The following is a 23723-nucleotide window of genomic DNA, read 5'->3' as shown; positions in this document are numbered from 1 at the left end:
GACTTCTGACTTCTGACTTCTGACTTCTGACTTCTGACTTCTGCCCGTTCAACTGGTGGTGGATTGAATCCAACTTACCGCGGCTTGTGGGCCGCGAACATAAAAAAGCCCCCATAAATATGGGGGCAGAGTCTGATGACAAACCTCATGTCCGCACAGAACGAGAGGGTGTCACCCAATAAAAAAACAGGAAAATCAATTTATTGATTTTCGGCTGCTAACTAAAAAGAAGGAAAAACCACGCTTTTTCCTTCTTTTTCATCAATCTAAGCCCCCATAAATATGGGGGCAAGGGCAGTGCATATTTTAGAATACAACAGTTACACAGGCGTTATTACGCAGGTAAATACTCGCGTTGTTGCGGGAGTTTTGCGATATACAGTGCAGGTTTGCCATCTTTATCTGAGCTGAATAGCACGGCTTTGTCGTCTGGTGTAAAAGACGGGTGAGGGTGGGTAACCTGGCGGCTGTTCTCGAAGGTGTCCCAGGATGTATCATGGCGTGCAACACGGAAGCAGGCTTTTTTCGCTACATCGAACACATATAAATACGGATCATTTTCAATGGTGTAGCCGCTGGTATCTTTTACATCAACGGGGGTGCCTGAGCCATCACCCACCATCAGGGTACCATCAAAGTTACTCATCAGGTGAGAACATGCTGGCATCTGCATCAGTGCAACATTGGCACCGGTATCTGGGTCGTAGCTGAAAATTGTACGGACCTGTTTGCCTTTCAGGTAGGAAACATAAACCAGTGCAGATCCATTTGGCACCCAAAATTCATGTGTGCAGCTTTCGCCTGGCGCATGTTCTTTGACTTTACGTACATTGCTGCCGTCTTCATTAACCATCCACATGCGGGCATCAACCAGGTCATGGGGGCCTTCATGGCAGAATGCCACGGTTTTATCGTTAAACGGGCGATAAATAGGGTGACCGAGCCAGTTCTTCTCTTCATGAATGACTGCGCTTTCGCCGCTTGTTAAATCAACGCGCAGCAGGCGGCAGTGTGGGCCTTTATGGAAGAAGTCATGGAAAATTTTCCAGTCATTCAGTGGTACCCAGTCACTTTGCGCGATTTCGATACCGACGAGTTTAGTACAGTCACTGTTGGCAACCCAGGTACCATAACCTACCCACTCTTCCGGCACACGGTAAACTTCACGCTCAGCCAGTGTGTCCAGGTTGACCTGCAACAGTGCCCGTTCATTTTTAACATAATAGAGGAATTGATCATCAGGTGATAGAAAGCCCCCAAAGGTGTTGTCGCCCGTACCTTCAGTTAACTGGGTAGCTACCGATTTGCCAATATCCAGTAAATAGTAATTCCAGTTACCGTCAAAAGCGCCAGCAAAGAGTAAGCGGTTGCCATCGTTGGTGAAGCATTTCTGGTAAAAATAGTTACGGTGGCAAGTGACTTCAGGTGGTGTTAACCGGGTAATCTCTGCACCGGTATCGGGGTCAGTATACACCTCGTACTGAAGTTTAATCTGCATGCCCTTAGCCATAATTAACTCCTCAAAATTCCAGTTTTATACCCTTCAGTCATCAGGTTACCTGTTACATCAGCTTCATGTTGTAGCCGGAAAATCTGTGGGTATACCCATGTAACGGTCAAGTTCAAAAACAAGTTGGTAATTTATCAAAACATCGTTTCATTTTATGTGATTACTGGCGCAAATTGCCAGTGAAATAGCAGAATTGTTGTTGTCTGTCAGGGCGGCGTTACTTTCTGTGGTGTGTTATTCCTCTGTAGAACCTCATGCGCTGTACCTAACCGTGATCAGAATATCAAAAATGAAAATAACATGCTTAAAAATTGAAACAACGTTTCAATAAGAATTGAAATGGTATTTCAAGCCGTCTAAGATGAGCGTACAAACTAAACGGTGTTAAGGGAATACGGGTTTTCAGCTTCATCAGATAGCCGTTACCGCATGTGCCTGAAGCGAGCCGTTTAAGCTAATGCACTGTTTAACTGAACTATTCATATTTGATGTCGCGTGAAACGCCCGTTCGCAACATGCGCTCTAAAAGGAAACTTACTTATGATTCTGAATTCATTCTCTTTAGAAGGTAAAGTCGCTCTGGTTACCGGGTGTGATACCGGGCTTGGTCAGGGCATGGCGATTGGTCTGGCTGAAGCTGGCTGCGATATCGTTGGTATCAATATTGTTGAACCAACAGAAACTATCGCGCGTGTGGCTGCTCTGGGGCGTCGTTTCCTGAGCTTGACTGCGGATCTGCGCCAGATTGAAGGGATCCCGGCATTACTGGAGCGTGCTGTTGCTGAATTTGGCCATATCGATATTTTGGTCAACAACGCAGGTCTGATTCGCCGCCAGGACGCTATTGAATTTAGCGAAAAAGACTGGGATGACGTGATGAATCTGAACATCAAAACCGTCTTCTTTATGTCTCAGGCTGTTGCGAAACAATTTATTGCTCAGGGTAAAGGCGGCAAGATTATCAACATCGCTTCCATGCTCTCTTTCCAGGGCGGGATCCGCGTGCCGTCTTACACTGCATCCAAAAGCGGCGTTATGGGCATAACCCGTTTGATGGCGAACGAATGGGCCAAACACAATATCAACGTGAATGCTATCGCGCCGGGTTATATGGCAACCAACAATACCCAGCAGCTGCGTAGCGATGAACAGCGTAGCGCTGAAATCCTCGACCGCATCCCTGCCGGGCGTTGGGGCCAGCCAGGTGATCTGATGGGGCCGGTAGTATTCCTGGCATCTGAAGCGTCAGATTATATCAATGGTTATACCGTTGCTGTTGACGGTGGCTGGCTGGCACGTTAATTCGCTTTTCTACCTCTAAAAAGCCTCTGCCCGGGACACCGGGCAGAGGCTTTTTATTATCCATGAGCCACCGCCATAAGGAGGTGATCAGATTGATGAAAAAGAAGGAAAAAGCGTGGTTTTTCCTTCTTTTTAGTCAGCAGCCGAAAATCAATAAATTGATTTTCCTGGTTTTTTATTGGGTGATATCCTCTCGTTCTGTGCGGATATGAGGTTTGTCATCAGACTCATGGTAAGGTTAACGGTACTATACATGTGCCAGCCACAGCGCAGGCATTCCTTCAGCATCTGAAGTAAATAAAACCCACTGGTTATCCGGTGAAAACGACGGATGTGGGTGAGTGACCTGGCGGTTGCCTTCCAGCACTTTCCATGATGTATCATGGCGACAAATGGCCTTCTGGCTACCTTTATGCAGATCGAACACCCAGATAAACGGATCATTGAGCTCAGTGGCACCCGTTTTATGTGGTGAACCGTCTCCCACAACCCAGCGCCCGTCATGGCTGCTCATTAAATGGGAGCAGGGCGGGATAGTTCTCAGCCTGCGGTTCTCGAGGGTTTCAGGATCTGCGCTGCATAAATAGCGGTGGGCATCATCTTCATGGTGCGTGACATAATAGAGCGCACTTCCATCGGGCACCCAAAACTCATGAGTCATACTCTCACCGGGTTGCGGCTGGCACACTTTGCGTACCCTGTTTCCTTGTGGGTCAGTTAGCCACATACGGGCGCCGACCAGGTCGCGTGGTCCTTCATGGCAAAACGCTATTGTCTGGTTGTCATCTGGCCGCCAGATTGGGTGACCAAGCCAGTTTTTTTCCTGTAGCACCACATGGCGTTCACCAGAATGTAAATCGACCCGAATTAACCGGCATTCCGGGCGGGTGTACCAAAAGTCGCGGAATTTTTGCCAGTCGGTCAGTGGCCGCCAGTCCGACTTGCGGATTTCTATACCGACAAGCTGGCTGCAATCGCTGTTGGCAACCCAGGTACCGTAGCCAACCCAGTTGGCATCCACTTCGTAGACACACTGCTCTTCCCAGGTTTCAAGGCAGACTTTACGCAGTTCGCGTTTATTTTTGACGTACCATAAATGGCGGTCATCATGGGATAAAAAACCACCAAAAGTATTGTCGCCATTGCCTTCAGTCAGTTGGGTGGCAATTTCACGATTGAGATCCAGCAGATAGTAGTTCCAGTGGCCTTCGAATGCGCCGCCAAAGACAATTTTTTGCCCATCCCGGGTAAAACATTTTTGGTAAAAATAATTGCGATGACAAATAACATGCGGGGGCGTTAAGCGTACAACCTCGTGGCCTGTTTCACGGTCAATGCTGCGGCGAAACGAAAGATGCACTTTTCTTCCTTTAGCCATGTTATCTCCTTACAGGTAAAAAAATACCCTGCCCCATATGAGGCAGGGTAATTCGGTGTTCAGTTATCCGGACCACTGCCCGCAAATAAGGGTGGTGAGTGGATAGCCATTGGCAAACATCAACCCGACGTGTGATTAACGCATGGCCCGCCGCAAAATGCGGTCCGACTGGCGTTCAAAATCCGCCGCTGCTTCGGCTACTGTTTTTTGTCCATAATCGATGTACTGCAAAGTGGTGCCAAACTGCGCCACAATCTGCGGGTCATCGAAGTAAGGTGAGACAGAAAGTTTGGTTGGTAGTGATTGAGCCAGTTTCAGCCCGGCAACAGCCGGATCACTGTCTTTGATTGAACCATCTGCCGTGAGGATCTCTACTGCCGCATGGCTTAACGGAACACCGCGCTCCAGCCCCAGTGCTTCCACACCTTCTTTGCTGTTCAGCAGGAAGTTAATCAACATAGCCGCTTCTTTTGGATGCTGGCTGGATTTGCCAATTGAGAACATCTGAGCAGGTTTAAAGAACAGGCCTGCATCCGTTGCGCCTTCCAGCATGGGGTAACTCCCCAGAACCAGTTTGGCTGGTGGCTGGAGATTGTCGGAATATTTATTGATTGTGGAGTTCCACATATAAGTGCCACCCCATTCACCCTGGATCCACGGGCGCATTTCGTACATGTTGCTCTTGCCAAACGAAGCGTAGTACTTGGTGTCTGGCATCACATGGCTATCGATAAGTTTTTTATACATCTCAAAAAATTCTACCCACTGTGCTTTGGTGTAAGCGAATTTTTTGGTTTTCTCATCAATGGCGGCAATATTGTATTTTTGCACCATATAAGAGTTAAGCAGTGCCAGAACATCCTGGTGTTCCAGTACTACCGGGTAATATTGTTTACCCAGCCTGGTTTCAAATGTTTTCCCGGCAGCCATCAGCTCATCCCAGGTTTTCGGGAAGGTGATACCCGCTTTTTGCCAGGTCTGGTCATTAAAATAAAAGACGCGGGCTGTCACCGATGTCGGGATCCCGTTGAGCTTGCCGTTAACGGTGGTGGATTGCAGTTCTTTTGCCGAGAACTGGGACAAATCCAGTACATCTTTTTGTTGGTTGAGGTCATAAAAACCAGTGCCATCTTTAGAAAAAATAGGCAACCAGTTCCAGTTTGTTTGCATGACATCGGGCTCGGTGCGCCCGGCAATCTGAGTAGTCAGCCTGGATAAATGTCCGTCCCAGCCAGTGTATTCCGCTTTAACATTGATATCCGGGTGCAGCTTATGAAACTCGTCGAGTGCCTTAAGCGTTGCCTGATGTCGGCTGTTACCGCCCCACCAGGACATACGTAGATTCACCTGCTCAGCAAAAGCCTGGCCGGCGGTTATTGCCAGCGTTGTCGTAATCAGGGCACCCAATAACATTTTTTTCATTATCATGACTCCTGTCAGAGAGAGAGGTTTTGTTCTGTTTTTGCATCAAAGATATGGCATTTATTCATATCGAATTTGAAATACACCTGGCGATGAAGCCCTTTTTCAATAATCGGTTTGGCTTCATCTGAAGGAATACGGGCAGTGAGCTCGAAGTCACCTACTTTCAGGTAGACGAAGAATTCATGCCCCATGTTTTCTACGCGCACCATTTGGCCGGTTGTGTGGCTACCGTCAAAGGGTTCATCGGCAATGGAGACAAATTCCGGGCGAATACCGAAGAACACATCCTGGTTTTTATAGCTGGCAAGTTTCTTTTGCTGTGTGTCGTTGAGTTCCAGTAAGTCTTCACCGACACGAATATGCAGCCGGTCATTTTGCACCAGCAGTTTTGACGGTTTGATATTCATTTCCGGCGCACCAATAAAGCCCGCGACAAACATGTTTTTCGGGTAGTGGTACAGGTTATCCGGTGTATCTACCTGCATGATATGGCCGAGCTTCATGACACAAATACGGTCACCCATGGTCATCGCTTCTGTCTGGTCGTGTGTGACATAGACAGTGGTTGCAGGTTTACCGCTTTTCTTCAACTGCTTATGCAAGTCAGAAATACGAATACGCATGGAGGCGCGTAATTTGGCGTCAAGGTTGGACAGTGGTTCGTCAAACAAGAAAACATCCGGTTTTTTAACAATGGCGCGGCCAACGGCAACACGTTGAGCCTGGCCGCCTGATAACTGGCGCGGCAACCGGTCGAGCAGGTCTTCAAGCTCGAGAATTTTGGCCGCTTCGTCGACGTGCGCATTAATCTGTTCTTTTGGTAACTTGCTTAACTTCAGGCCAAACGCCAGGTTTTCGCGCACCGTCATATGTGGGTAGAGCGCGTAGTTCTGGAATACCATCGCTATTCCGCGCGATTTAGGTGCCAGGTTATTCACCACTTTTTCACCAATGCGGATTTCACCACCACTAATGGTTTCCAGCCCCGCAAGCATGCGCAAGGTTGTCGATTTAGCACAACCTGACGGGCCGACGATGACCATGAATTCTCCGTCTGCGATTTTCAGGTCGATACCATGTACCGCTTTGAAGCCGTTGGAGTAGACTTTTTCGAGCTTATTAAAAATAACTTCAGCCATGATATTCCCTCGTTAACCTTTAATTCCGCTGCTGGTAACGCCCTGAACGAAGTAGCGTTGGGCCAGGAAGAAAACAATAATTGACGGCAAAATGGAGATACTCGCCATTGCCAAAATTTCATTCCACGGCGCGCCTTCAGTAACATCGATAGACATTTTCAGCGCCAGTGCAATGGGGTATTTATCCACGCTGTAGACATAAATCAGTGGGCCGATAAAGTCGTTCATTGACCACATAAACTGGAACAGCGCGACGGAGATGATGGCGGGTTTAAGAATTGGCACCACCACGTACCACAACACCTGGAAGGAGTTACAACCATCAATTTGAGCTGCTTCTTCCATATCGCGCGGGACACCGCGCAGAAACTGAATCAGCATGAAGACAAAGAACCCCTGGGTCGCGAATGCCAGTGGCAGATACAGTGGCAAATAGCTATTCAGCATGCCCATTTCACGGAACATCAAATACTGTGGGATCAGCAAAACAGTACTTGGCAGCAACATGGTGGCAATCAATGTGGCAAACCAGAATTTCTTCCAGGGGATCTCGAAACGGGCAAAGCCGTAGGCAACCACAGTAGAAGAGATAATGGTCAGCAACACCTTAGGAATGACATACTTAAATGTATTGAGCATGTAATGACCAAAGGTGTATTCGGTACCGGTTTTCCAGCCATTGATAAACCCGTCTGATGTCGGATTTGAAGGCCATAAACCCAGCGTGGTAAAGATTTCATGGTTCGGTTTAAAAGAGGCCGAGAACATCCATGCCAGTGGGTAAAGCATTAATAAACCGACAAAAATCAGAATCACATAACGGACCCACGCGTTTATTTTTTCCCGTCGCAGAGTACGCTGAACTTCCCGCTCAGCATGAGAGAGTTTTTGCGACGACATCGGGCTATGCTGGATATCAGCCATTTTTGCCTCCCTTATCGGCAGAGTAGAACACCCAGTATTTTGAAGACTTGAATGCAATAGAGGCGAATAACGCGACGACCAGGAACAATACCCACGCCAGCGCGGCACCGTAGCCCATATCGAAGTATTTAAACGCGGTGTCGTAGATATAGAGTGAGAATAAGTAGGTGTAATATGTTGGCCCACCGCCAGTAATGACATAAGGGCCGGTAAATTCCTGGAATGCCTGCGTGGTCTGCATGATGAAGTTAAAGAAAATTACCGGCGTAATCAGTGGCACGGTCACTTTGATAAACATTTGCCATTTAGACGCGCCATCAATCATGGCTGCTTCATACTGAGATTGCGGGACATTCTGTAGTGCGGCCAGGAAAATAACCATCGCTGAACCAAATTGCCACACGCGTAACAAGGTAACCGACATCAGTGCCAGTGAAGGTTCGCCAAGCCAGTTGATGGGATCCATACCAAAAAAGCCGATAAAGCTGTTGAGCAGTCCATCAATCGCAAACAGTGCCCGCCACAAAACCGCAATGGCAACAGAACTGCCAAGAATGGACGGTATATAGTAAGCAGTGCGGAAAAAGCCAATGCCGCGTAATTTAAAATTAAGAACAAACGCAATCCCCAGGGCAAAGGCTAATTTTAACGGAATAGTAATAAATACATAGGCAAAGGTGACACCCATTGATTTCCAGAAGAGGCCGTCTTCAAGGAACATGTAACGATAATTCTCAATACCGTTAAATGTGGGCGGGTTCATTAAATCATAATCGGTAAAGCTTAAAAAAAACGATGAAACAAATGGGAAGGCCGTGAAGACTATCAACCCTATAATATAGGGCGATATCCAGGCCAGACCCAGAAGCTTGTTTTCATTCATAATATACCTACCTGGCAAACAATTAGAGAAACGGCTGCTTACTGCTGTACAGCGCGCCGCAGGTGCGCTGTAGCGGTGAGTGCTGGCATGGCCAGCACTGTGCAAAACAATTTCAATTCTTTGTCCTGTAACAGGAAAGACAGTGCGTACAGGTTTAAATGAACCGCTATTTCATGTTTGTAAAACAGCGTTTTAATTTATTCTATTGCTATTTTATTTTCCGTCATTCGCTGTTTAATGGAAATGTGATCGAAGTCGAAACGATGTTTCGAAAATTTGAAGTGACAGAGGTTTTTGCCCACATGGGCGAGCTGTGGAGGAAGACATTAAACTCAACTATTTTTAGTGGTGTAAGCGTTTTTTTCCTATTTTCAGTGTGTTTAGTGATGTAAAATATTGTTGTTAATGAATTATACGGAATAATTTTATTGAAATTTTGTTTTGTATAACATTATAAAGCGATATTGCAGGATGCGTGTACACCAGTAGCAAAAACCTTAGAGGGATATGATGACAGTGCAAAGTGTTTTGAAAAATCAGGGGAAAACTGATTTTTTTAATGGGAATGAATCGCTTGCTTTACCTCGCTCAGAGAATGAAATTGACCTGATTGCGTTACTTTCCTTGCTTGGGAAGGTTAAAAAACAGTTAATTATGTTTACATTCCTGTGTGGGCTCATTGGTGTGGCAGTGACTTTTCTGTTGCCGCAAAAATGGACCAGCGAGGCAGTTATCACACCCGCCGAAAGTGCTCAGTTTGAAGCGTTGAGGAGTCAGTTGGTTCACCTGAACGTGTTGGGTGTGGAGCGCCATGCAGACTCGCAAAAGTTGTTCAAATCCTTTTTGACGAAGTTTGACTCACAGACACTGAAAGCGAGTTATTTGTCCCATTCCCCTTTTATTTTGTCTCAATTAAATGGGGCGAAATACAGTGCAGAGGAATTACACCGCTCAGTGGTTCTGGTTTCGGGCAAGATAACATCTGCGGCTAATATCGATGTGAAACGCTCTGAAAACAGCCCATATGAATCCTGGACACTGAAGTTTACCGCACCCGATGCGCAGGAAGCACAGCAAGTGCTGACCGGGTACATCGAATATGTGATGCGCCAGGTAGTGGCGGAAGAAGTGAAAACCCTTCAGGACGAACAGGCACTTACAATCCGCTATAAACAACACCAACTCGATTTGGAACGCACGCGGCTGGAAAATGCACACAATGTAGCGATTCAGCGCCTGAATTATTCTCTGGCCGTCGCAAATGCCGCAGGTATCAAAGAACCGGTTTATAGCAATGGGCAGGCGGTGAATGATGACCCTGATTTCAGCATCGCCCTTGGGGCCCGTGGCCTGGCAGCAAAACTCGATATAGAGAAGTCGATTCATGATGTTGCGGAACTTAATGCTGATCTGCTGAATCAGCAGCATGTCCTGTCGCAACTGGAAGCGATAAAAATTAAGGAGATTGATTTCTCTCCTTTCCGCTATCAAATGTCCCCTTCTTTACCCATCAAACAAGACGGTATTTCAAAGCCCTTTGTGGCTGTGATTGCGGCTTTGTTTGGCGCATGCGCTTTCTGTATGTGGGTGCTGGGTAAACAGGCCGTGCAACAACAACGGGCGCGTATAATGGGGTGGAATCCGGACCCGGTAAAAGAATCCGGAATTTAATGCCGCCTGCGCACAGGCCTGGCGGTAATCTGACGCCCGGCCTGCCAAACCGCTTATTTCAGGAAATCTTGCCGGATTGGTGTAAAGGTATCCAGTAACTTTCCGGCTTTCAGGCAGACACAGCCATGCATGATATTAGGCTGCTTGTAGAGCGTATCACCAGCGGTAACCACATGGGTTTCATCACCAATGGTGAATTCAAACTCGCCAGCCAGAACATAAGTTAATTGTTCGTGGGGGTGATTATGCATTGGGCCGACAGCGCCTGTTTCAAAATGCACTTCAACTGCCATCATATTGCCATCATGCGCCAGAATACGGCGGGAAACACCTGCGCCCAGGTCCTCAAGTTCGGTTTCTTTGATAAACGTAAACATGTGTGGATTCCATGATAGTGAAACATTGTTTCAATTATTTTATAGTACTCAACTGAGAAAAGAAACGATGCCCCAGGGATTTGGAAGTGGGATCACGTTTTATTACTTAGCTGAACAGGGTAGTCTGTGGAGAATTAACAGGAGGTGAAGGATGAAAACACTGGGCCTGATTGGCGGTATGAGCTGGGAGTCCACTCTACCTTATTATCAGTTACTTAATGAAGGTGTTAAAGCCCGGCTGGGTGGGCTGCACTCCGCAAAAATTGTATTACATAGTGTTGATTTTTATGAAATTGAGGCTTGCCAGGCATCAGGGCAGTGGGTAAAAGCCGGGGAAATTCTTGCCAGTGCTGCACAGGGCCTGCAGGCAGCTGGCGCGCAGGGTATTGTGTTGTGTACCAATACCATGCACCGGGTTGCAGACCAGATTGAATCCGCCTGTACATTGCCATTTTTGCACATTGCCGATGCGACAGGGCGCAGCATTGCCAGAGCAGGAATTCAACGCCTGGGGCTGCTGGGTACGCGCTATACCATGGAGCAGGATTTCCTGACAGGCCGCCTGGCACAAAATTTTGGCCTGGCGTGCCTGGTCCCACCCCCGGAACAACGCCAGAACATTAACCGGATAATCTTTGATGAACTGTGCATGGGCCAAATCACTCCCGAGGCGAAAACCGCTTTTCTGGGCGCCATCGAAGGCCTGATTGCCCGCGGAGCGCAAGGGATTATTCTCGGCTGTACGGAAATCGGTTTATTGATAAAGCAGGAAGATGTTCCCCTGCCTGTCTTTGATACCACTGCGATTCATGTTGAAGATGCCCTGGGGTTTATGCTGGCGGATTGCCCTGTTTAAGCAAGGATGCAAGTGGCTGCGTGACAGAGGTTATGGCCTGGGACATATGAGCGCTAAAGGCGTCAACCAGGGCAGAAGCAGGGCGGTGTAGTGGGCGAATCAGGCTCACTGTGAAAGGAATGTCCACACTAAAAGGCCGGACGATGATATCGCGCCCGGCATAATCCAGGGCGGTAAAAGGATTCACGACCGAAACTCCCACCCCCGCTTTCACCATGGCACAAATGGACGCCGCACTGTGGGTTTCCACCACCATGCGGCGTTTAACGTTATGCTCCTGAAACAATGCATCCAGCAACTGGCGATAGCTGTCCTGGCGAGACAAACTAATAAAGTTTTCGCCACTAAAATCAGCTGGCTCCAGGCAAGGTTTGTTTCCCAGTGGGTGGCTGGCGGGCAGGACACATACTTCATTGAGTGTTGCCAGCGTCTGGCGCGATGTCCCTGCCGGTGTACTGGTGGTTTCTGTTAAGCCCAGGTCATGGCGCTGGGCAGACAGCCACTCTTCCAGCACGGGCGATTCCTGGGGAACAATGGTCAGGCTTAATTCAGGGTAACGCGCCAGAAAAGGTTGAATTAAAGTGGGTAGCAGCGACTGGGAAAAAACAGGTAAACACACCAGCGACAGTTCCCCCTGGCGAAACTCACGCAAACTCTCAGCTGCATCAATAATACGGTCAAGCCCATACCAGGAACGCTGAACTTCTTCAAACAACCGCAGGCCTTGCGCTGTGGGGTGCAACCGCCCACGAACCCGGGTGAATAATTGCAGGCCAGCGATTTTTTCAAAACGCGCCAGCTCACGGCTTATTGTCGGCTGAGAGGTGCTCAGTAGCCTTGCTGCCTCAGTCAGGTTGCCGGTTGTCATTACTGCATGGAAGATCTCTATATGGCGTAAATTGATTGCTGGCATATTATTCCCCTCCGAAATCCATATCATTTTTGCATAGAGTTAACAAAAATCGATATTTTTTATTTTTTGCTGAGTGTGGCGTAATGGCGTTATCACCTTTTATCGAGCCAGGAAAATCTGTTATGCCGCGTCCGCTGAACACCACCGAAACTGCGTTAAATGCCACTCATTTATTACCACTGGCAGAAAAGTTCGGGTGCCCGGTATGGGCTTATGATGCTGACGTTATCACCCGGCAGATTGCGCAACTCGCCCAGTTTGATGTGATTCGCTTTGCCCAAAAGGCCTGTTCCAACACCCATATTCTTCGCCTGATGCGCGAGCAGGGGGTTCGCGTGGATGCCGTATCTCTGGGGGAAATTGAGCGCGCTCTGGTAGCGGGGTTTGACCCGGTAGCGCAGGGTGATGATGTGGTCTTTACGGCAGATGTGATTGATGAGGCAACGCTTGAACGGGTGCGCGAATTGCACATTCCTGTTAATGCCGGTTCGGTGGATATGCTGGAACAGGTTGGCGAGAGTTCGCCCGGCCACCGTGTCTGGCTGCGTATTAACCCGGGGTTTGGTCATGGCCACAGTCAGAAAACCAACACCGGTGGAGAAAACAGCAAGCACGGTATTTGGTATGCAGATTTACCAGAAGCACTGCGCGTGATTCAGCGTTACCAGTTGAAACTGGTGGGGCTGCATATGCATATTGGTTCCGGTGTCGATTACGGCCATCTGGAACAAGTGTGTGATGCCATGGTAAGCCAGGTGGTGCAGTTCGGTCAGGATCTTGAAGCCATTTCAGCGGGTGGTGGTTTATCTGTTCCCTATCATTATGATGAGGAATCGATTGACACTGCACATTATTTTGGTCTGTGGAATGCGGCGCGCGAGAAAATTGCTGCGCATTTAGGGCATCCGGTAAAACTGGAAATTGAACCTGGCCGTTTTCTGGTGGCTGAAGCGGGTGTGCTGGTTACCCAGGTACGCGGCGTGAAAGATATGGGCAGCCGCCATTTTGTGCTGGTGGACGCCGGGTTCAATGACCTGATGCGCCCGGCCATGTACGGCAGTTATCACCATATCTCTGTGTTGCCAGGAGCGGGGCGCAGTGTTGACATGGCTTCCACCCGGGGGACCGTTGTCGCGGGCCCGTTGTGTGAATCTGGCGATGTCTTTACCCAACTGGAAGGTGGCATGGTCGAGCCACGCCAGTTACCTGAAGTGCATGTTGGTGACTACCTGGTGCTGCATGATACCGGGGCATATGGTGCTTCTATGTCTTCTAATTACAACAGCCGCCCATTACTGCCTGAAGTATTATTCGAACAGGGCGTCCCGCGCCTGATTCGCCGCCGCCAGACCATTGAAGAGTTGCTGCAACTTGAGCAATGTTAATTCCGCAGGAGCAGGCTAAGCTTGTTAGCCTTGCTTCGTATGCCAAATATCTTCGCGCAGGAGAATCATTTCTTCTGCCAGATCCCGGCATAGCATAGCTGTCATCAGATGATCCTGGGCATGAACCAGGATCAACGGCACGGCAATTTTCCCACTACCTTCATCTTCGCTGATTAATGCGGTTTGTACTTTGTGCGCTTCTCTGGCCGCAGTATCCGCATCAGCCAGTGCCTTGCGTGCCTCATCCCATTGCTGCTCACGAGCCAGTTGCATCGCCTGCATGGCACATGAACGCGCTTCTCCTGCATGAACCAGCAACCCCATTACGCAATTTTCGAAATCAAACATAGTTCACCTTATTTGGTATGCCAAAATTCGTGATATTTATCTTACTGGAATACCAAATTTGTCTTGTGAGAATCTCGTCACAGTTTATTAACCTATCTGATACTACTTTTTGGTATGCCAAATAGAGGTTGCTGTACCCACGTTGACATAACAATAATTGCGATATGAGGTATTAACTCATGGCTTTACAGGAAAAGCTTATCGACTCCCTCGGGAGTTTTGCCACCCGATTCAATAGCTACCGCTATATCATGGCAATCAAAGCTGCATTCATTACACTGATGCCAGTGATTATAGTCGGTGCATTCTCTGTGCTTATCTCGAATATGGTTCTGGACGCCAAAAATGGATTAGCCAGTTTTGAGATGTTTTCTTTCCTTTCCACCCTGAAACCGATTACCAGTGCACTGAATTACGCCACATTAAACTTTCTTAATATCGGTGCTGTGTTTTTAATCGGTATTGAATTGGGGCGGATTAATGGCATGAAAACCCTGTTCCCAGGGTTACTGGCCGTTATCTGTTTTATCTGTGTCACACCGACCACAGTGGAAATGATGGTGGATGGCCAGTTACATATGGTGAAAGATGTGCTGGCCCGGCAATTTTCCGATACCCGCAGCTTATTTCTCGGCATGTTTATCGCCATTTTTTCAGTGGAAATCTATACCTGGCTGGAAAACCGCGACCGCCTGAAAATTAAGATGCCTGACACAGTACCGCCTAACGTGTCTGCCTCTTTTTCTGCGCTTATCCCGGCGATTATTACCACATCACTGGTTGCCACCCTGGGCTTTATCTTTCATCAACTTACTGGCATGTATTTATATGATGCGGTGTACCAGGTCGTACAGCAACCGCTGGAACGGGTGGTACAAAGTTTGCCGGGAATATTGTTTTTGATGTTTGTTGCCCAGTTATTTTGGGTGATAGGCATTCATGGTAATCAGATGATCAAGCCCATTCGCGAACCTCTTTTGCTTGGGGCGATTACCGTCAATATGTCAGCATTTGAACAGGGTAAAGAAGTACCGAATATTATTACCATGCCATTTTGGGATGTTTACATGAGTATTGGCGGCTCAGGCCTGACAATTGGCCTGTTGCTTGCGGTAATGATTGCCACCCGGCGTAAAGAAATGAAGGAAATAGCCAAGCTTTCTATTGGGCCTGGTGTGTTCAATATTAATGAACCTGTCATATTTGGTATGCCGATTATGCTCAACCCCATTCTCGCCGTACCTTTCATTATTACACCACTGGTTACAGGAACGATTGGCTATTTCGCCACGGTTACCGGGTTTGCTGGCAAAGCTGTCGTTATGGTGCCCTGGACAACGCCGCCATTAATCAATGCCTGGCTTTCAACAGCAGGTTCTATGGGCGCAGTAGTGACTCAACTGGTGTGTATCCTGGTTTCGGTACTGATTTATTTACCCTTTGTAAAAATTGCTTCGTACCGTGCAGAGCAGGCACAGCGGCAGCAAAGTGTCACACCCACTAATGCATGAGGGAAATCATGGCATCAATAACGAAAACTATTCCGGACGATTTTATTTTAGGCGCTGCCGCTTCAGCCTGGCAGACAGAAGGTTGGCAGGGGAAGCAGCCTGGGCAGGATTCATGGATGGACGCATGGTACAAACGCGAACGCCATGTATGGCATAACGGCTATGGTCCTGCTGTCGCCACGAACTTCTATCAACGGTACAAAGAAGATGTCGCCCTGATGAAACAGGCCGGGCTGACGCATTTTCGCACTTCAATTAACTGGTCACGTTTTTTCACCGATTACCGTAATGCGGTGGTCGATGAAGACTATGCGACATACATTGATAATGTGCTCGATGAACTGATTCGTGCAGGCATTGAGCCCATGATCTGCCTGGAACATTATGAGCTACCCGCTGAGTTATTTGACAATGACGGAGGGTGGGCATCCCGTGAGGTTGTTGAGCTGTTTGTGCATTATGTCGGGAAAGTATTTGAACGTTTCCATGCAAAAGTACGCCGTTGGTATACGTTTAATGAACCGGTTGTGGTGCAAACCCGGGTCTACCTGGATGCCCTGCGCTGGCCCCATGAGCAAAATACGGGTACCTGGATGCAATGGAATCACCACAAGAACCTTGCAACCGCGAAAGCTATCCAGTTATTCAGGGAAAAAGGGTATCCGGGTACGATTGGCTGCATCCTGAATCCGGAAGTTACCTATCCGCGTTCCAGTGCGGCTCATGATCAAAAAGCTGCACAAATGTATGACTTGTTCTATAACCGGGTGTTTCTTGACCCAATGGTACATGGCTGCTATCCCGAATTACTGCTGGATACACTCGCCCGCCATGAAGTTGCCTGGCATTACAGCGAAAACGATCTTGCTGTGATGCGGGATAACTGCGTTGATGAACTGGGTATCAATCTGTATTACCCCCACCGGGTTCAGGCGCCTTCTCATGCCTGGAACCCGGAAACGCCATTTCACCCTGCCTGCTATTACGAGCCTTTTACACTGCCCGGACGGAGAATGAACACATCACGGGGTTGGGAAATCTACCCACAAATCATTTATGACATGGCTATGCGCCTGAAAACAGACTACCGCAATATACCGTGGTTCATCGCAGAAAATGGTATGGGCATTGAAAATGAAGGGCGTTTTCGTAACAGCGATGGTGTAATTGAAGATGACTACCGCATTGAATTCTATAGCGAACATCTCTTTCAGGCATTGCGTGCCCGTGAAGCTGGCGCAAATTGCCTTGGCTATATGGTGTGGGCATTTACTGACAATGTTTCGCCAATGAACGCATTTAAGAACCGGTATGGGCTGGTCGAAATCGACCTTGAAAATAACCGTGATCGCCGCCTGAAAAAATCAGCGTACTGGTTTCGCCAGATTCGCGATTCACGGGTATTGGCTCTCTCAGTTGATGACGAATGGAAATAGGGGATAACCATGAAACGTATTGTACTGTGTTGTTCTGCCGGGATGTCCACTTCACTGGTGGTGACCAAAATGCGTAAGGAGGCCGGGGAGCGTGGCATGACCGTTGAAATTTATGCGATTGCGGAACAGGGCCTGCGTGATGAACTTGAGAACTTTGGTGCTGATATTCAGGTGGTGCTGCTGGGGCCGCAAGTACGGTTTAAATTGGCTGAAAACAAAAAGTTGACGGATGCACACCAGATCCCGATAGCTGTTATCGATCCTGTGGCCTATGGCACGCTTAACGGCGCGAAAGTTCTCGATCAGGCAATGAGTTTGGTAAGCTAGCATAAATTTCCGCCGGGAACAGATGAGTAGCGTTTTCCCCGGCGGTTTTATGCTGATAGTAATGCTCACAGGTGACATCGTGGAAAAGATGGCCGTTCCGCCAGAAAAAAAACAGTATCAGGAGATAGGCGATGATCTCAGAAACCATATTATTCAGGGATTGCACCCTGTGGGGTCGCGTTTACCCACCGAGCGTATGATTGCTGAAAAATATGGGGTCAGTCGCACTATCGTCAGGGAAGCGTTACTCATGCTTGAACTGCAGGGTGTGGTAGATATTCGCCAGGGATCCGGTGTGTATGTGATGCGTATTCCGGCGGAAAACGAAGAGGAAGAAGAGCGCTTTTTTAATAGTGAAATTGGCCCGTTTGAAATGCTACAGGCCAGGCAGTTACTCGAGAGCAATATTGCCGCTTTTGCGGCGAAAATGGCCACTAAAGCAGATATCGATAATCTCAAACGTATCCTGGAGCAAGAGCAGCGTGCTATTGCGCTGAATGATACCAGCCAGGATAACAATAAGGTTTTTCATCTGCTGCTGGCGGGTTCTTCACAGAACCAGATGTTACTGGAGACAGTGGAAAGTATCTGGCGCCATATGGATGCCAGCCCGTTATGGCAGCACATGCGTGGGCATATTGAAACGCGTGCTTACCGGCTTAAATGGATGGGGGATCACCAGACCATTCTGGCCGCTCTACGGCGCCGGGATGTAATGGGCGCATGGCAGGCAATGTGGCAACATTTAGAAAATCTTAAACACAGTATGCTGGAGTTTTCTGATGCCGACGCACCGGATTTCGATGGCTACCTGTTTGAATCTGTTCCCATTTTTCAGGGGAAGTTGCAATGATAATCCAGCCTCTGTACCAGGCTGCGCATTTTGCACCACAGGTTACCCGCTGGCTCACCGAAGCTTTCGGTGGGGCCGATTATGCTGGTTTCTATGCCAGCATAGTACAGCACAGCCAGCAGCCTGGCGCTTTGCCCATTACTTTTGTTGCCAACGACCAGGGGCAACTTTGTGGGACAGTGGGGTTATGGCGGTGTGATTTGATAAGCCGCCAGGATTTATGGCCCTGGCTGGCAGCCCTGTATGTCGATACCCCATGGCGTGGGCAAGGGCTGGGGGAGTCGTTACAGCACCATGTGATGCAGTACGCCCGCAAACAAGGGTTTAGTGACCTGTATCTGTACTCGGCCTGTAAAGAGTACTACGAGCGCTTTGGCTGGCGCTACATTGGTGACGGGCTGGATACACCAGACAAACCCGTTCATCTCTACCATCAGTCGTTATGAAGCTCCGCTGGCGCCGTGACGGAATGGCGGCGTACCAGCGTCGGGCTGAACATATGTGTAATTTCCGGAATGGGCCTGTTTTCCGCAAGGGCAAGCGCTAACTCTGCGGCTTGTGTCGCCATGGTGACGATAGGGTAACGGACTGTGGTGAGTTGCGGGCGCATGTATCTGGAAATGAGAATGTCATCGAAGCCAATCAGTGATATTTCCCGTGGCACTTCAATGCCATTATCGCTCAAAACCCCCATGGCACCTGCAGCCATCGAGTCATTATAACAGGCAACGGCAGTAAAACTTCGCCCTCTGCCCAGCAACTCAGTCATAGCCTGCTCGCCACCACTTTCATCTGGCTCGGCAAAAGCCACCAGCCTGTCCTGAGTGGGGATATCATGGGCTTTCAGAGCATCATAATAACCCTGCAGGCGGTCTGTGGCATCAGATATCTGGTGGTTGGAGCACAAGTAACCAATCTCTGTATGCCCTTGCTGAATAAGGTGCCGGGTGGCAATAAATGCGCCATAGCGGTCGTCCAGAGCCACACAGCGTTTTTCATAACCAGGGAGTGTACGGTTGATTAACACCATCCCGGGGATTTGCCGCATCAACGGCATCAGTTCACTGTCCGGGATCATCTTGGCGTGAACCACCAGTGCGGCACAGCGGTGGCGTATCAGTTGCTCAATAGCCTGGTGCTCTTTTTTCTCAATATGGTAGCCATTGCCTATCAGCAAAAAATTGCCAGTGTGGTAAGCCACTTGTTCCACGGCTTTTACCATTGCACCAAAAAAAGGATCAGAAACATCACCAACGACCAGACCAATCGTTTCCGTATTTTGTTGTGCCAGCGCCCGTGCATTCGCATTGGGGTGGTAGTTCAGTTCCTGCATCGCGTTTGTCACCGCCAGGCGTGATGCCTCGCTGGCCTTTGGGGAGTCATTGATGACTCGTGAAACAGTGGCGACAGAAACACCTGCCAGCCGGGCCACATCCTTTATTGTCGCCATAGCGGACCTTAAATTTAGGGGAAACGATTACACTTCCTTTAGTGTTGCGGAAAAAACCCTTCACATCAAGTAAATGCCCGTTGCTCTGCCCAGACATCTCACAAAAAAACAAAATAGTGTAATCGGTTTATCTGGGATGAGTGGAAAGCATGTCAGGGCAAATTTTTGCTTACACTTTGCGAAAGCCTGTTGCGATTCACGGGTGGCGGTGCAAAGGAGCCTGCTGGTAAATTGATTATCCCAGAGGTATTGATAGGTGATGTCAGCCGCTTTTTAGCTGAACACAAGTATTACACCAGCCTGCGCGGATGCGCAGGTTTTTTTTTGTTTTTTTTCAGTGTTGTAACATAAATCTGTAAAAGACATACCTGGTTGCAATTCGCCCAATTTACTTGCTTTTTAGAGGTGGTGTATTGCCCGTCAACCCGTCAGGATAAAAGTCCCAGAGGTATTGATAGGTGATGTCAGCCAATTTTCGCTGAACTCAAGCATTACACCAGCCTGCGCGGATGCGCAGGTTTTTTTTACTCTGCAGATATTCAGTCGCTCCCGTCTGGTAAGTCGTGTACTCTCTCTCCCTGTATTCATTTATGGCTGTCCAGGTTTCCGACTACAAAGGGAGTTGATATGCTTTTTGGTCTTTTTCGCGCAGTGTTCAGAATAGTTTTTCGCGTCACTGTCAGTGGGGATAACGCGGCGCTGTCCAGTGAGCGGGTGCTGATTACGCCGAACCATGTCTCTTTTCTCGATGGCGTGTTGTTAGCACTGTTTCTTCCCGTCAGGCCCGTTTTTGCGGTCTATACCTCCATCAGTAACCAATGGTTCATGCGCTGGTTACGCCCCATTATTGATTTTGTTCCTCTGGACCCGACAAAGCCGATGTCAATTAAGCACCTGGTTCGCCTGGTTGAGCAGGGCAGGCCGGTAGTGATATTCCCGGAAGGGCGTATCAGTACAACGGGGTCACTGATGAAAATCTATGATGGTGCCGGGTTTGTCGCTGCCAAAACACAGGCGACTGTTGTACCGTTGCGTATTGATGGTGCTGAACTGACATTTTTCAGCCGCCTGAAAGGGGTGGTAAAACGCCGCCTGTTTCCACGAATTACGCTGCATATCCTTCCCCCGACTTCATTGCCTATGCCGCAGGCCCCTAAAGCGCGCGACCGCCGCCGCATGGCCGGGGAAATGTTGCACCAAATCATGATGGAAGCGCGTATGGCTGTTCGCCCGCGCGAAACGTTGTTCGAAGCACTTTTGTCGGCACAGCGCCGCTATGGCTCCCGCAAACACTGTATTGAAGATATTAATTTCACACCAGACACCTACCGGAAGTTACTGACTAAGATCCTCTTCGTCGGCCGGGTCCTCGAAAAATACAGCCAGAAAGGTGAGCGAATTGGCCTGATGCTGCCTAATGCCGGTATTTCGGCTGCGGTTATTTTCGGGGCTGTTTCCCGGGGGCGAATTCCGGCCATGATGAATTACACCGCCGGAGTTAAAGGGCTGACCAGCGCTATTACTGCCGCAGAGATTAAAACGGTATTCACGTCCAGGCAGTTTCTTGATAAAGGCAAACTATGGCACCTGCCGGAGCAACTGACTCAGGTTAAATGGGTATTCCTTGAGGATTTAAAAGCCGATATCACATTCAGTGACAAAGCCTGGATCTTCGCACACCTTCTGGTACCTCGCTGTGCTCAGGTTGCTCAACAGCCTGAAGACGAAGCTCTGGTTTTGTTTACTTCCGGCTCTGAAGGCCACCCGAAAGGCGTGGTACACAGCCACAAAAGCCTGCTGGCAAACGTTGAGCAAATTCGCACCATTGCTGATTTTACCGCACGCGATCGCTTTATGTCGGCATTACCCTTGTTCCATTCATTCGGATTAACCGTTGGGTTATTAACCCCTTTACTGACAGGTGCCGAGGTTTTTCTCTACCCGAGCCCGTTACATTATCGGGTTGTCCCTGAACTGGTTTATGACCGTAACTGTACGGTGTTATTCGGTACTCCTACATTCCTTGCTAATTACGGGCGCTTTGCTAACCCTTACGATTTCTTCAAAGTTCGCTATGTCGTGGCTGGGGCCGAAAAACTCCAGGAAACAACCCGCGCGTTGTGGCAGGAAAAATTTGGTTTACGTGTGCTTGAAGGTTATGGCGTGACGGAATGTGCTCCCGTGGTATCAATCAATGTCCCTATGGCGGCAAAAAGTGGCACTGTGGGGCGTATTCTTCCGGGAATGGATGCACGTTTGTTGGCTGTTCCAGGTATCAGTGACGGCGGGCGTTTACAGCTCAAAGGTCCTAATATCATGAAAGGTTACTTGCGGGTAGAAAAGCCGGGCTACCTCGAAACGCCTTGTGCAGAAAATCAGTATGGTGAGCCTGAAGAAGGCTGGTACGACACTGGCGATATTGTTGCGTTTGATAACCAGGGGTTCTGCGTTATTCAGGGCCGCGCAAAGCGTTTTGCCAAGATTGCCGGTGAAATGGTTTCACTGGAGGCCGTTGAGCAACTGGCGCTGGGTGTTTCCCCTGAAAAATTACATGCCACGGTTATCCGCCATGATGCCAGTAAAGGTGAAGCGCTGGTGCTGTATACCACAGACAGCGAACTGACTCGCGAACGTTTGTTACGCCAGGCGCGTGAGCAGGGCATGCCAGAACTGGCGGTTCCCCGTGATATCCGCTTCCTTAAGCAACTGCCGTTGCTGGGCAGTGGCAAACCTGACTTTGTAACTCTGACCAGTATGGTTGCTGAAGGAGAAAACGTTAATGGCTAAGGCACCAGAGGTTCAGCAAGGGTTGTATTCGCGCGGCATGATGGCGGTGATGGTGGCTCAGTTCCTGTCTGCGTTTGGCGATAATGCATTGCTATTTGCCACCCTGGCAGTACTCAAACAGCAATTCTACCCGGACTGGAGCCAGCCGGTACTGCAAATGGTATTTGTTGGCGCTTATATTTTGTTCGCCCCCTTTGTCGGACAGTTTGCTGACAGCCTTGCCAAAGGGCGAGTAATGATGATTGCCAACGCCCTGAAATTGTTTGGTGCAGCGGTGATTTGCGCCGGGTTGAATCCGTTTGTCGGCTATACCCTGGTTGGGATTGGCGCAGCGGCATACTCGCCAGCGAAATATGGCATTCTGGGTGAGCTGACTACCGGCGACCGTTTGGTTAAAGCCAATGGTTTGATGGAGTCCTCAACCATTGCCGCCATTCTTATGGGCTCAGTGGCCGGGGGGGTACTGGCTGACTGGCACATACTGGCGGCGCTGGGAGTGTGTGTACTGGTTTATGGTGGTGCAGTGGCGGCAAACTTTTTGATTCCCCGCCTGCAACCTGCACGTACCGGGTTATCCTGGCATCCGGGGAAAATGGTGGCGCACTTTTCTTTGGCCTGCCGCACACTCTGGCATATGGGAGAGACCCGTTTTTCGCTGGTGGGAACCAGCATGTTCTGGGGCGCAGGGGTGACTCTGCGTTTCTTATTGGTGCTGTGGGTACCCGTTGCGCTGGGGCTGACGGACAACGCCACGCCAACCTATCTTAACGCGATGGTGGCGATTGGCATTGTGGCCGGTGCAGGAGCCGCAGCGCGCCTGGTCACGCTTAAAACGGTTGCCCGGTGCATGCCAGCCGGGGTGCTGATTGGTGTTGGCGTGGCCTTTTTCGCCGTACAACACAGCCTGTTGCCTGCTTATGTTCTGTTGATGGTGATTGGGATGTTGGGCGGCTTTTTTGTTGTGCCACTAAATGCTTTGTTACAGGACAGAGGTAAACATACTGTGGGAGCAGGCAATGCTATTGCAGTCCAAAACCTGGGTGAAAACATCGCCATGTTGCTGATGCTTGGTCTTTACTCACTGGCGGTGAAAGTGGGTGTACCAGTGATTGGCATTGGTGTTGGGTTTGGTGTGCTGTTTGCTGTGGCTATCTGTGGCCTGTGGATGTGGAAGCGCGGCCAGGATAAAAAAGCCCGCCAGCGCACAGCGCCTTAACGGGCCAGGGGTAACGTTGCCTGTGAAAACAG

The 23723-nt window shown here is 49.1% G+C and carries 21 protein-coding genes; 11 read left to right on the top strand and 10 right to left on the bottom strand.

Annotation, left to right across the window (positions count from 1 at the left end; translation table 11 throughout):
- Nucleotides 1–334: 334 nt before the first annotated feature.
- The gene (locus MPHASIOC01_RS16390; protein WP_353612928.1) at nt 335–1510 is read right to left on the bottom strand and encodes an oligogalacturonate lyase family protein; all 1176 of its coding nucleotides are present in this window, start codon (nt 1508–1510) and stop codon (nt 335–337) included.
- 540 nt (nt 1511–2050) lie between these two features.
- Between MPHASIOC01_RS16390 and kduD the strand changes: the two genes are divergently transcribed.
- Nucleotides 2051–2812 carry a 2-dehydro-3-deoxy-D-gluconate 5-dehydrogenase KduD gene (kduD, locus tag MPHASIOC01_RS16385; RefSeq protein ID WP_064601152.1) on the top strand — a complete coding sequence of 254 codons (762 nt, stop codon included), beginning with the start codon at nt 2051–2053 and terminating at the stop codon, nt 2810–2812.
- Nucleotides 2813–3059: 247 nt separating this feature from the next.
- On the opposite strand, the gene MPHASIOC01_RS16380 is transcribed toward kduD, so the two are convergent.
- From MPHASIOC01_RS16380 to MPHASIOC01_RS16360, 5 genes are all read right to left on the bottom strand, one after another.
- Nucleotides 3060–4190, bottom strand: coding sequence for an oligogalacturonate lyase family protein (locus MPHASIOC01_RS16380; protein ID WP_064601150.1), 1131 nt, complete (start codon nt 4188–4190; stop codon nt 3060–3062).
- Nucleotides 4191–4325: 135 nt separating this feature from the next.
- A complete protein-coding gene (locus tag MPHASIOC01_RS16375) occupies nt 4326–5612 on the bottom strand; it encodes an ABC transporter substrate-binding protein (RefSeq protein WP_064601148.1) in 1287 nt (428 codons plus the stop codon).
- 14 nt (nt 5613–5626) lie between these two features.
- Nucleotides 5627–6754 carry an ABC transporter ATP-binding protein gene (locus tag MPHASIOC01_RS16370; protein ID WP_353612927.1) on the bottom strand — a complete coding sequence of 376 codons (1128 nt, stop codon included), beginning with the start codon at nt 6752–6754 and terminating at the stop codon, nt 5627–5629.
- A 12-nt stretch (nt 6755–6766) separates the two neighbouring features.
- Nucleotides 6767–7678, bottom strand: coding sequence for a carbohydrate ABC transporter permease (locus MPHASIOC01_RS16365; RefSeq protein ID WP_064601144.1), 912 nt, complete (start codon nt 7676–7678; stop codon nt 6767–6769).
- The gene (locus MPHASIOC01_RS16360; RefSeq protein ID WP_064601142.1) at nt 7671–8561 is read right to left on the bottom strand and encodes a carbohydrate ABC transporter permease; all 891 of its coding nucleotides are present in this window, start codon (nt 8559–8561) and stop codon (nt 7671–7673) included. Before MPHASIOC01_RS16360 ends, MPHASIOC01_RS16365 begins: the two co-directional genes overlap by 8 nt.
- A gap of 516 nt (nt 8562–9077) precedes the next feature.
- Here MPHASIOC01_RS16360 and wzz(fepE) point away from each other — a divergent pair.
- A complete protein-coding gene (wzz(fepE), locus tag MPHASIOC01_RS16355; protein ID WP_353612926.1) occupies nt 9078–10232 on the top strand; it encodes an LPS O-antigen length regulator Wzz(fepE) in 1155 nt (384 codons plus the stop codon).
- A gap of 53 nt (nt 10233–10285) precedes the next feature.
- On the opposite strand, the gene MPHASIOC01_RS16350 is transcribed toward wzz(fepE), so the two are convergent.
- Complete coding sequence (locus tag MPHASIOC01_RS16350; RefSeq protein WP_064601138.1) at nt 10286–10609, bottom strand: cupin domain-containing protein; 324 nt, start codon at nt 10607–10609, stop codon at nt 10286–10288.
- Nucleotides 10610–10760: 151 nt separating this feature from the next.
- Here MPHASIOC01_RS16350 and MPHASIOC01_RS16345 point away from each other — a divergent pair, with 151 nt between their 5' ends.
- The gene (locus MPHASIOC01_RS16345) at nt 10761–11465 is read left to right on the top strand and encodes an amino acid racemase (RefSeq protein WP_064601137.1); all 705 of its coding nucleotides are present in this window, start codon (nt 10761–10763) and stop codon (nt 11463–11465) included.
- Here MPHASIOC01_RS16345 and MPHASIOC01_RS16340 read toward each other — a convergent pair.
- Nucleotides 11440–12378: a LysR family transcriptional regulator gene (locus MPHASIOC01_RS16340; RefSeq protein WP_064601135.1), complete on the bottom strand. Its 939-nt coding sequence runs from the start codon at nt 12376–12378 to the stop codon at nt 11440–11442. The genes MPHASIOC01_RS16345 and MPHASIOC01_RS16340 overlap by 26 nt on opposite strands.
- A gap of 122 nt (nt 12379–12500) precedes the next feature.
- On the opposite strand from MPHASIOC01_RS16340, the gene lysA reads away from it, so the two are divergent.
- The gene (lysA, locus tag MPHASIOC01_RS16335) at nt 12501–13763 is read left to right on the top strand and encodes a diaminopimelate decarboxylase (protein ID WP_064601133.1); all 1263 of its coding nucleotides are present in this window, start codon (nt 12501–12503) and stop codon (nt 13761–13763) included.
- Nucleotides 13764–13787: 24 nt separating this feature from the next.
- On the opposite strand, the gene MPHASIOC01_RS16330 is transcribed toward lysA, so the two are convergent.
- Nucleotides 13788–14111 carry a PTS lactose/cellobiose transporter subunit IIA gene (locus MPHASIOC01_RS16330; protein ID WP_064601131.1) on the bottom strand — a complete coding sequence of 108 codons (324 nt, stop codon included), beginning with the start codon at nt 14109–14111 and terminating at the stop codon, nt 13788–13790.
- Nucleotides 14112–14290: 179 nt separating this feature from the next.
- Here MPHASIOC01_RS16330 and MPHASIOC01_RS16325 point away from each other — a divergent pair, with 179 nt between their 5' ends.
- From MPHASIOC01_RS16325 to MPHASIOC01_RS16305, 5 genes are all read left to right on the top strand, one after another.
- Nucleotides 14291–15622: a PTS sugar transporter subunit IIC gene (locus MPHASIOC01_RS16325; protein ID WP_064601129.1), complete on the top strand. Its 1332-nt coding sequence runs from the start codon at nt 14291–14293 to the stop codon at nt 15620–15622.
- A gap of 8 nt (nt 15623–15630) precedes the next feature.
- Complete coding sequence (locus tag MPHASIOC01_RS16320) at nt 15631–17058, top strand: glycoside hydrolase family 1 protein (protein WP_353612925.1); 1428 nt, start codon at nt 15631–15633, stop codon at nt 17056–17058.
- Nucleotides 17059–17067: 9 nt separating this feature from the next.
- Nucleotides 17068–17385 (top strand): PTS sugar transporter subunit IIB, encoded by a 318-nt coding sequence (locus MPHASIOC01_RS16315; RefSeq protein WP_064601127.1) that lies wholly within the window; start codon nt 17068–17070, stop codon nt 17383–17385.
- A gap of 79 nt (nt 17386–17464) precedes the next feature.
- The gene (locus MPHASIOC01_RS16310; protein WP_064601250.1) at nt 17465–18238 is read left to right on the top strand and encodes an FCD domain-containing protein; all 774 of its coding nucleotides are present in this window, start codon (nt 17465–17467) and stop codon (nt 18236–18238) included.
- A complete protein-coding gene (locus tag MPHASIOC01_RS16305) occupies nt 18235–18684 on the top strand; it encodes a GNAT family N-acetyltransferase (RefSeq protein ID WP_064601125.1) in 450 nt (149 codons plus the stop codon). Before MPHASIOC01_RS16310 ends, MPHASIOC01_RS16305 begins: the two co-directional genes overlap by 4 nt.
- Here MPHASIOC01_RS16305 and galR read toward each other — a convergent pair.
- Nucleotides 18672–19688, bottom strand: a complete 1017-nt coding sequence (galR, locus tag MPHASIOC01_RS16300) for an HTH-type transcriptional regulator GalR (RefSeq protein ID WP_064601123.1) — start codon at nt 19686–19688, stop codon at nt 18672–18674. The genes MPHASIOC01_RS16305 and galR overlap by 13 nt on opposite strands.
- A gap of 627 nt (nt 19689–20315) precedes the next feature.
- Here galR and aas point away from each other — a divergent pair.
- Together aas and lplT are read left to right on the top strand one after the other, a co-directional pair.
- Nucleotides 20316–22475: a bifunctional acyl-ACP--phospholipid O-acyltransferase/long-chain-fatty-acid--ACP ligase gene (aas, locus tag MPHASIOC01_RS16295; RefSeq protein WP_064601120.1), complete on the top strand. Its 2160-nt coding sequence runs from the start codon at nt 20316–20318 to the stop codon at nt 22473–22475.
- Nucleotides 22468–23691 (top strand): lysophospholipid transporter LplT, encoded by a 1224-nt coding sequence (gene lplT, locus MPHASIOC01_RS16290; RefSeq protein WP_197499309.1) that lies wholly within the window; start codon nt 22468–22470, stop codon nt 23689–23691. Before aas ends, lplT begins: the two co-directional genes overlap by 8 nt.
- Nucleotides 23692–23723: the final 32 nt, after the last annotated feature.

This window comes from Mangrovibacter phragmitis (assembly GCF_040429585.1).
Taxonomy (GTDB): domain Bacteria; phylum Pseudomonadota; class Gammaproteobacteria; order Enterobacterales; family Enterobacteriaceae; genus Mangrovibacter; species Mangrovibacter phragmitis.
This window is presented reverse-complemented; position numbering and strand designations above follow the sequence as displayed.

What these genes read in the sequence shown, in the direction of transcription:
- MPHASIOC01_RS16390 (WP_353612928.1), bottom strand. Translation starts at nt 1,510, where the DNA reads ATGGCTAAGGGCATGCAGATTAAACTTCAGTACGAGGTGTATACTGAC.
- kduD (WP_064601152.1), top strand. Translation starts at nt 2,051, where the DNA reads ATGATTCTGAATTCATTCTCTTTAGAAGGTAAAGTCGCTCTGGTTACC.
- MPHASIOC01_RS16380 (WP_064601150.1), bottom strand. Translation starts at nt 4,190, where the DNA reads ATGGCTAAAGGAAGAAAAGTGCATCTTTCGTTTCGCCGCAGCATTGAC.
- MPHASIOC01_RS16375 (WP_064601148.1), bottom strand. Translation starts at nt 5,612, where the DNA reads ATGAAAAAAATGTTATTGGGTGCCCTGATTACGACAACGCTGGCAATA.
- MPHASIOC01_RS16370 (WP_353612927.1), bottom strand. Translation starts at nt 6,754, where the DNA reads ATGGCTGAAGTTATTTTTAATAAGCTCGAAAAAGTCTACTCCAACGGC.
- MPHASIOC01_RS16365 (WP_064601144.1), bottom strand. Translation starts at nt 7,678, where the DNA reads ATGGCTGATATCCAGCATAGCCCGATGTCGTCGCAAAAACTCTCTCAT.
- MPHASIOC01_RS16360 (WP_064601142.1), bottom strand. Translation starts at nt 8,561, where the DNA reads ATGAATGAAAACAAGCTTCTGGGTCTGGCCTGGATATCGCCCTATATT.
- MPHASIOC01_RS16350 (WP_064601138.1), bottom strand. Translation starts at nt 10,609, where the DNA reads ATGTTTACGTTTATCAAAGAAACCGAACTTGAGGACCTGGGCGCAGGT.
- MPHASIOC01_RS16345 (WP_064601137.1), top strand. Translation starts at nt 10,761, where the DNA reads ATGAAAACACTGGGCCTGATTGGCGGTATGAGCTGGGAGTCCACTCTA.
- MPHASIOC01_RS16340 (WP_064601135.1), bottom strand. Translation starts at nt 12,378, where the DNA reads ATGCCAGCAATCAATTTACGCCATATAGAGATCTTCCATGCAGTAATG.
- lysA (WP_064601133.1), top strand. Translation starts at nt 12,501, where the DNA reads ATGCCGCGTCCGCTGAACACCACCGAAACTGCGTTAAATGCCACTCAT.
- MPHASIOC01_RS16330 (WP_064601131.1), bottom strand. Translation starts at nt 14,111, where the DNA reads ATGTTTGATTTCGAAAATTGCGTAATGGGGTTGCTGGTTCATGCAGGA.
- MPHASIOC01_RS16325 (WP_064601129.1), top strand. Translation starts at nt 14,291, where the DNA reads ATGGCTTTACAGGAAAAGCTTATCGACTCCCTCGGGAGTTTTGCCACC.
- MPHASIOC01_RS16320 (WP_353612925.1), top strand. Translation starts at nt 15,631, where the DNA reads ATGGCATCAATAACGAAAACTATTCCGGACGATTTTATTTTAGGCGCT.
- MPHASIOC01_RS16315 (WP_064601127.1), top strand. Translation starts at nt 17,068, where the DNA reads ATGAAACGTATTGTACTGTGTTGTTCTGCCGGGATGTCCACTTCACTG.
- MPHASIOC01_RS16305 (WP_064601125.1), top strand. Translation starts at nt 18,235, where the DNA reads ATGATAATCCAGCCTCTGTACCAGGCTGCGCATTTTGCACCACAGGTT.
- galR (WP_064601123.1), bottom strand. Translation starts at nt 19,688, where the DNA reads ATGGCGACAATAAAGGATGTGGCCCGGCTGGCAGGTGTTTCTGTCGCC.
- aas (WP_064601120.1), top strand. Translation starts at nt 20,316, where the DNA reads ATGCTTTTTGGTCTTTTTCGCGCAGTGTTCAGAATAGTTTTTCGCGTC.
- lplT (WP_197499309.1), top strand. Translation starts at nt 22,468, where the DNA reads ATGGCTAAGGCACCAGAGGTTCAGCAAGGGTTGTATTCGCGCGGCATG.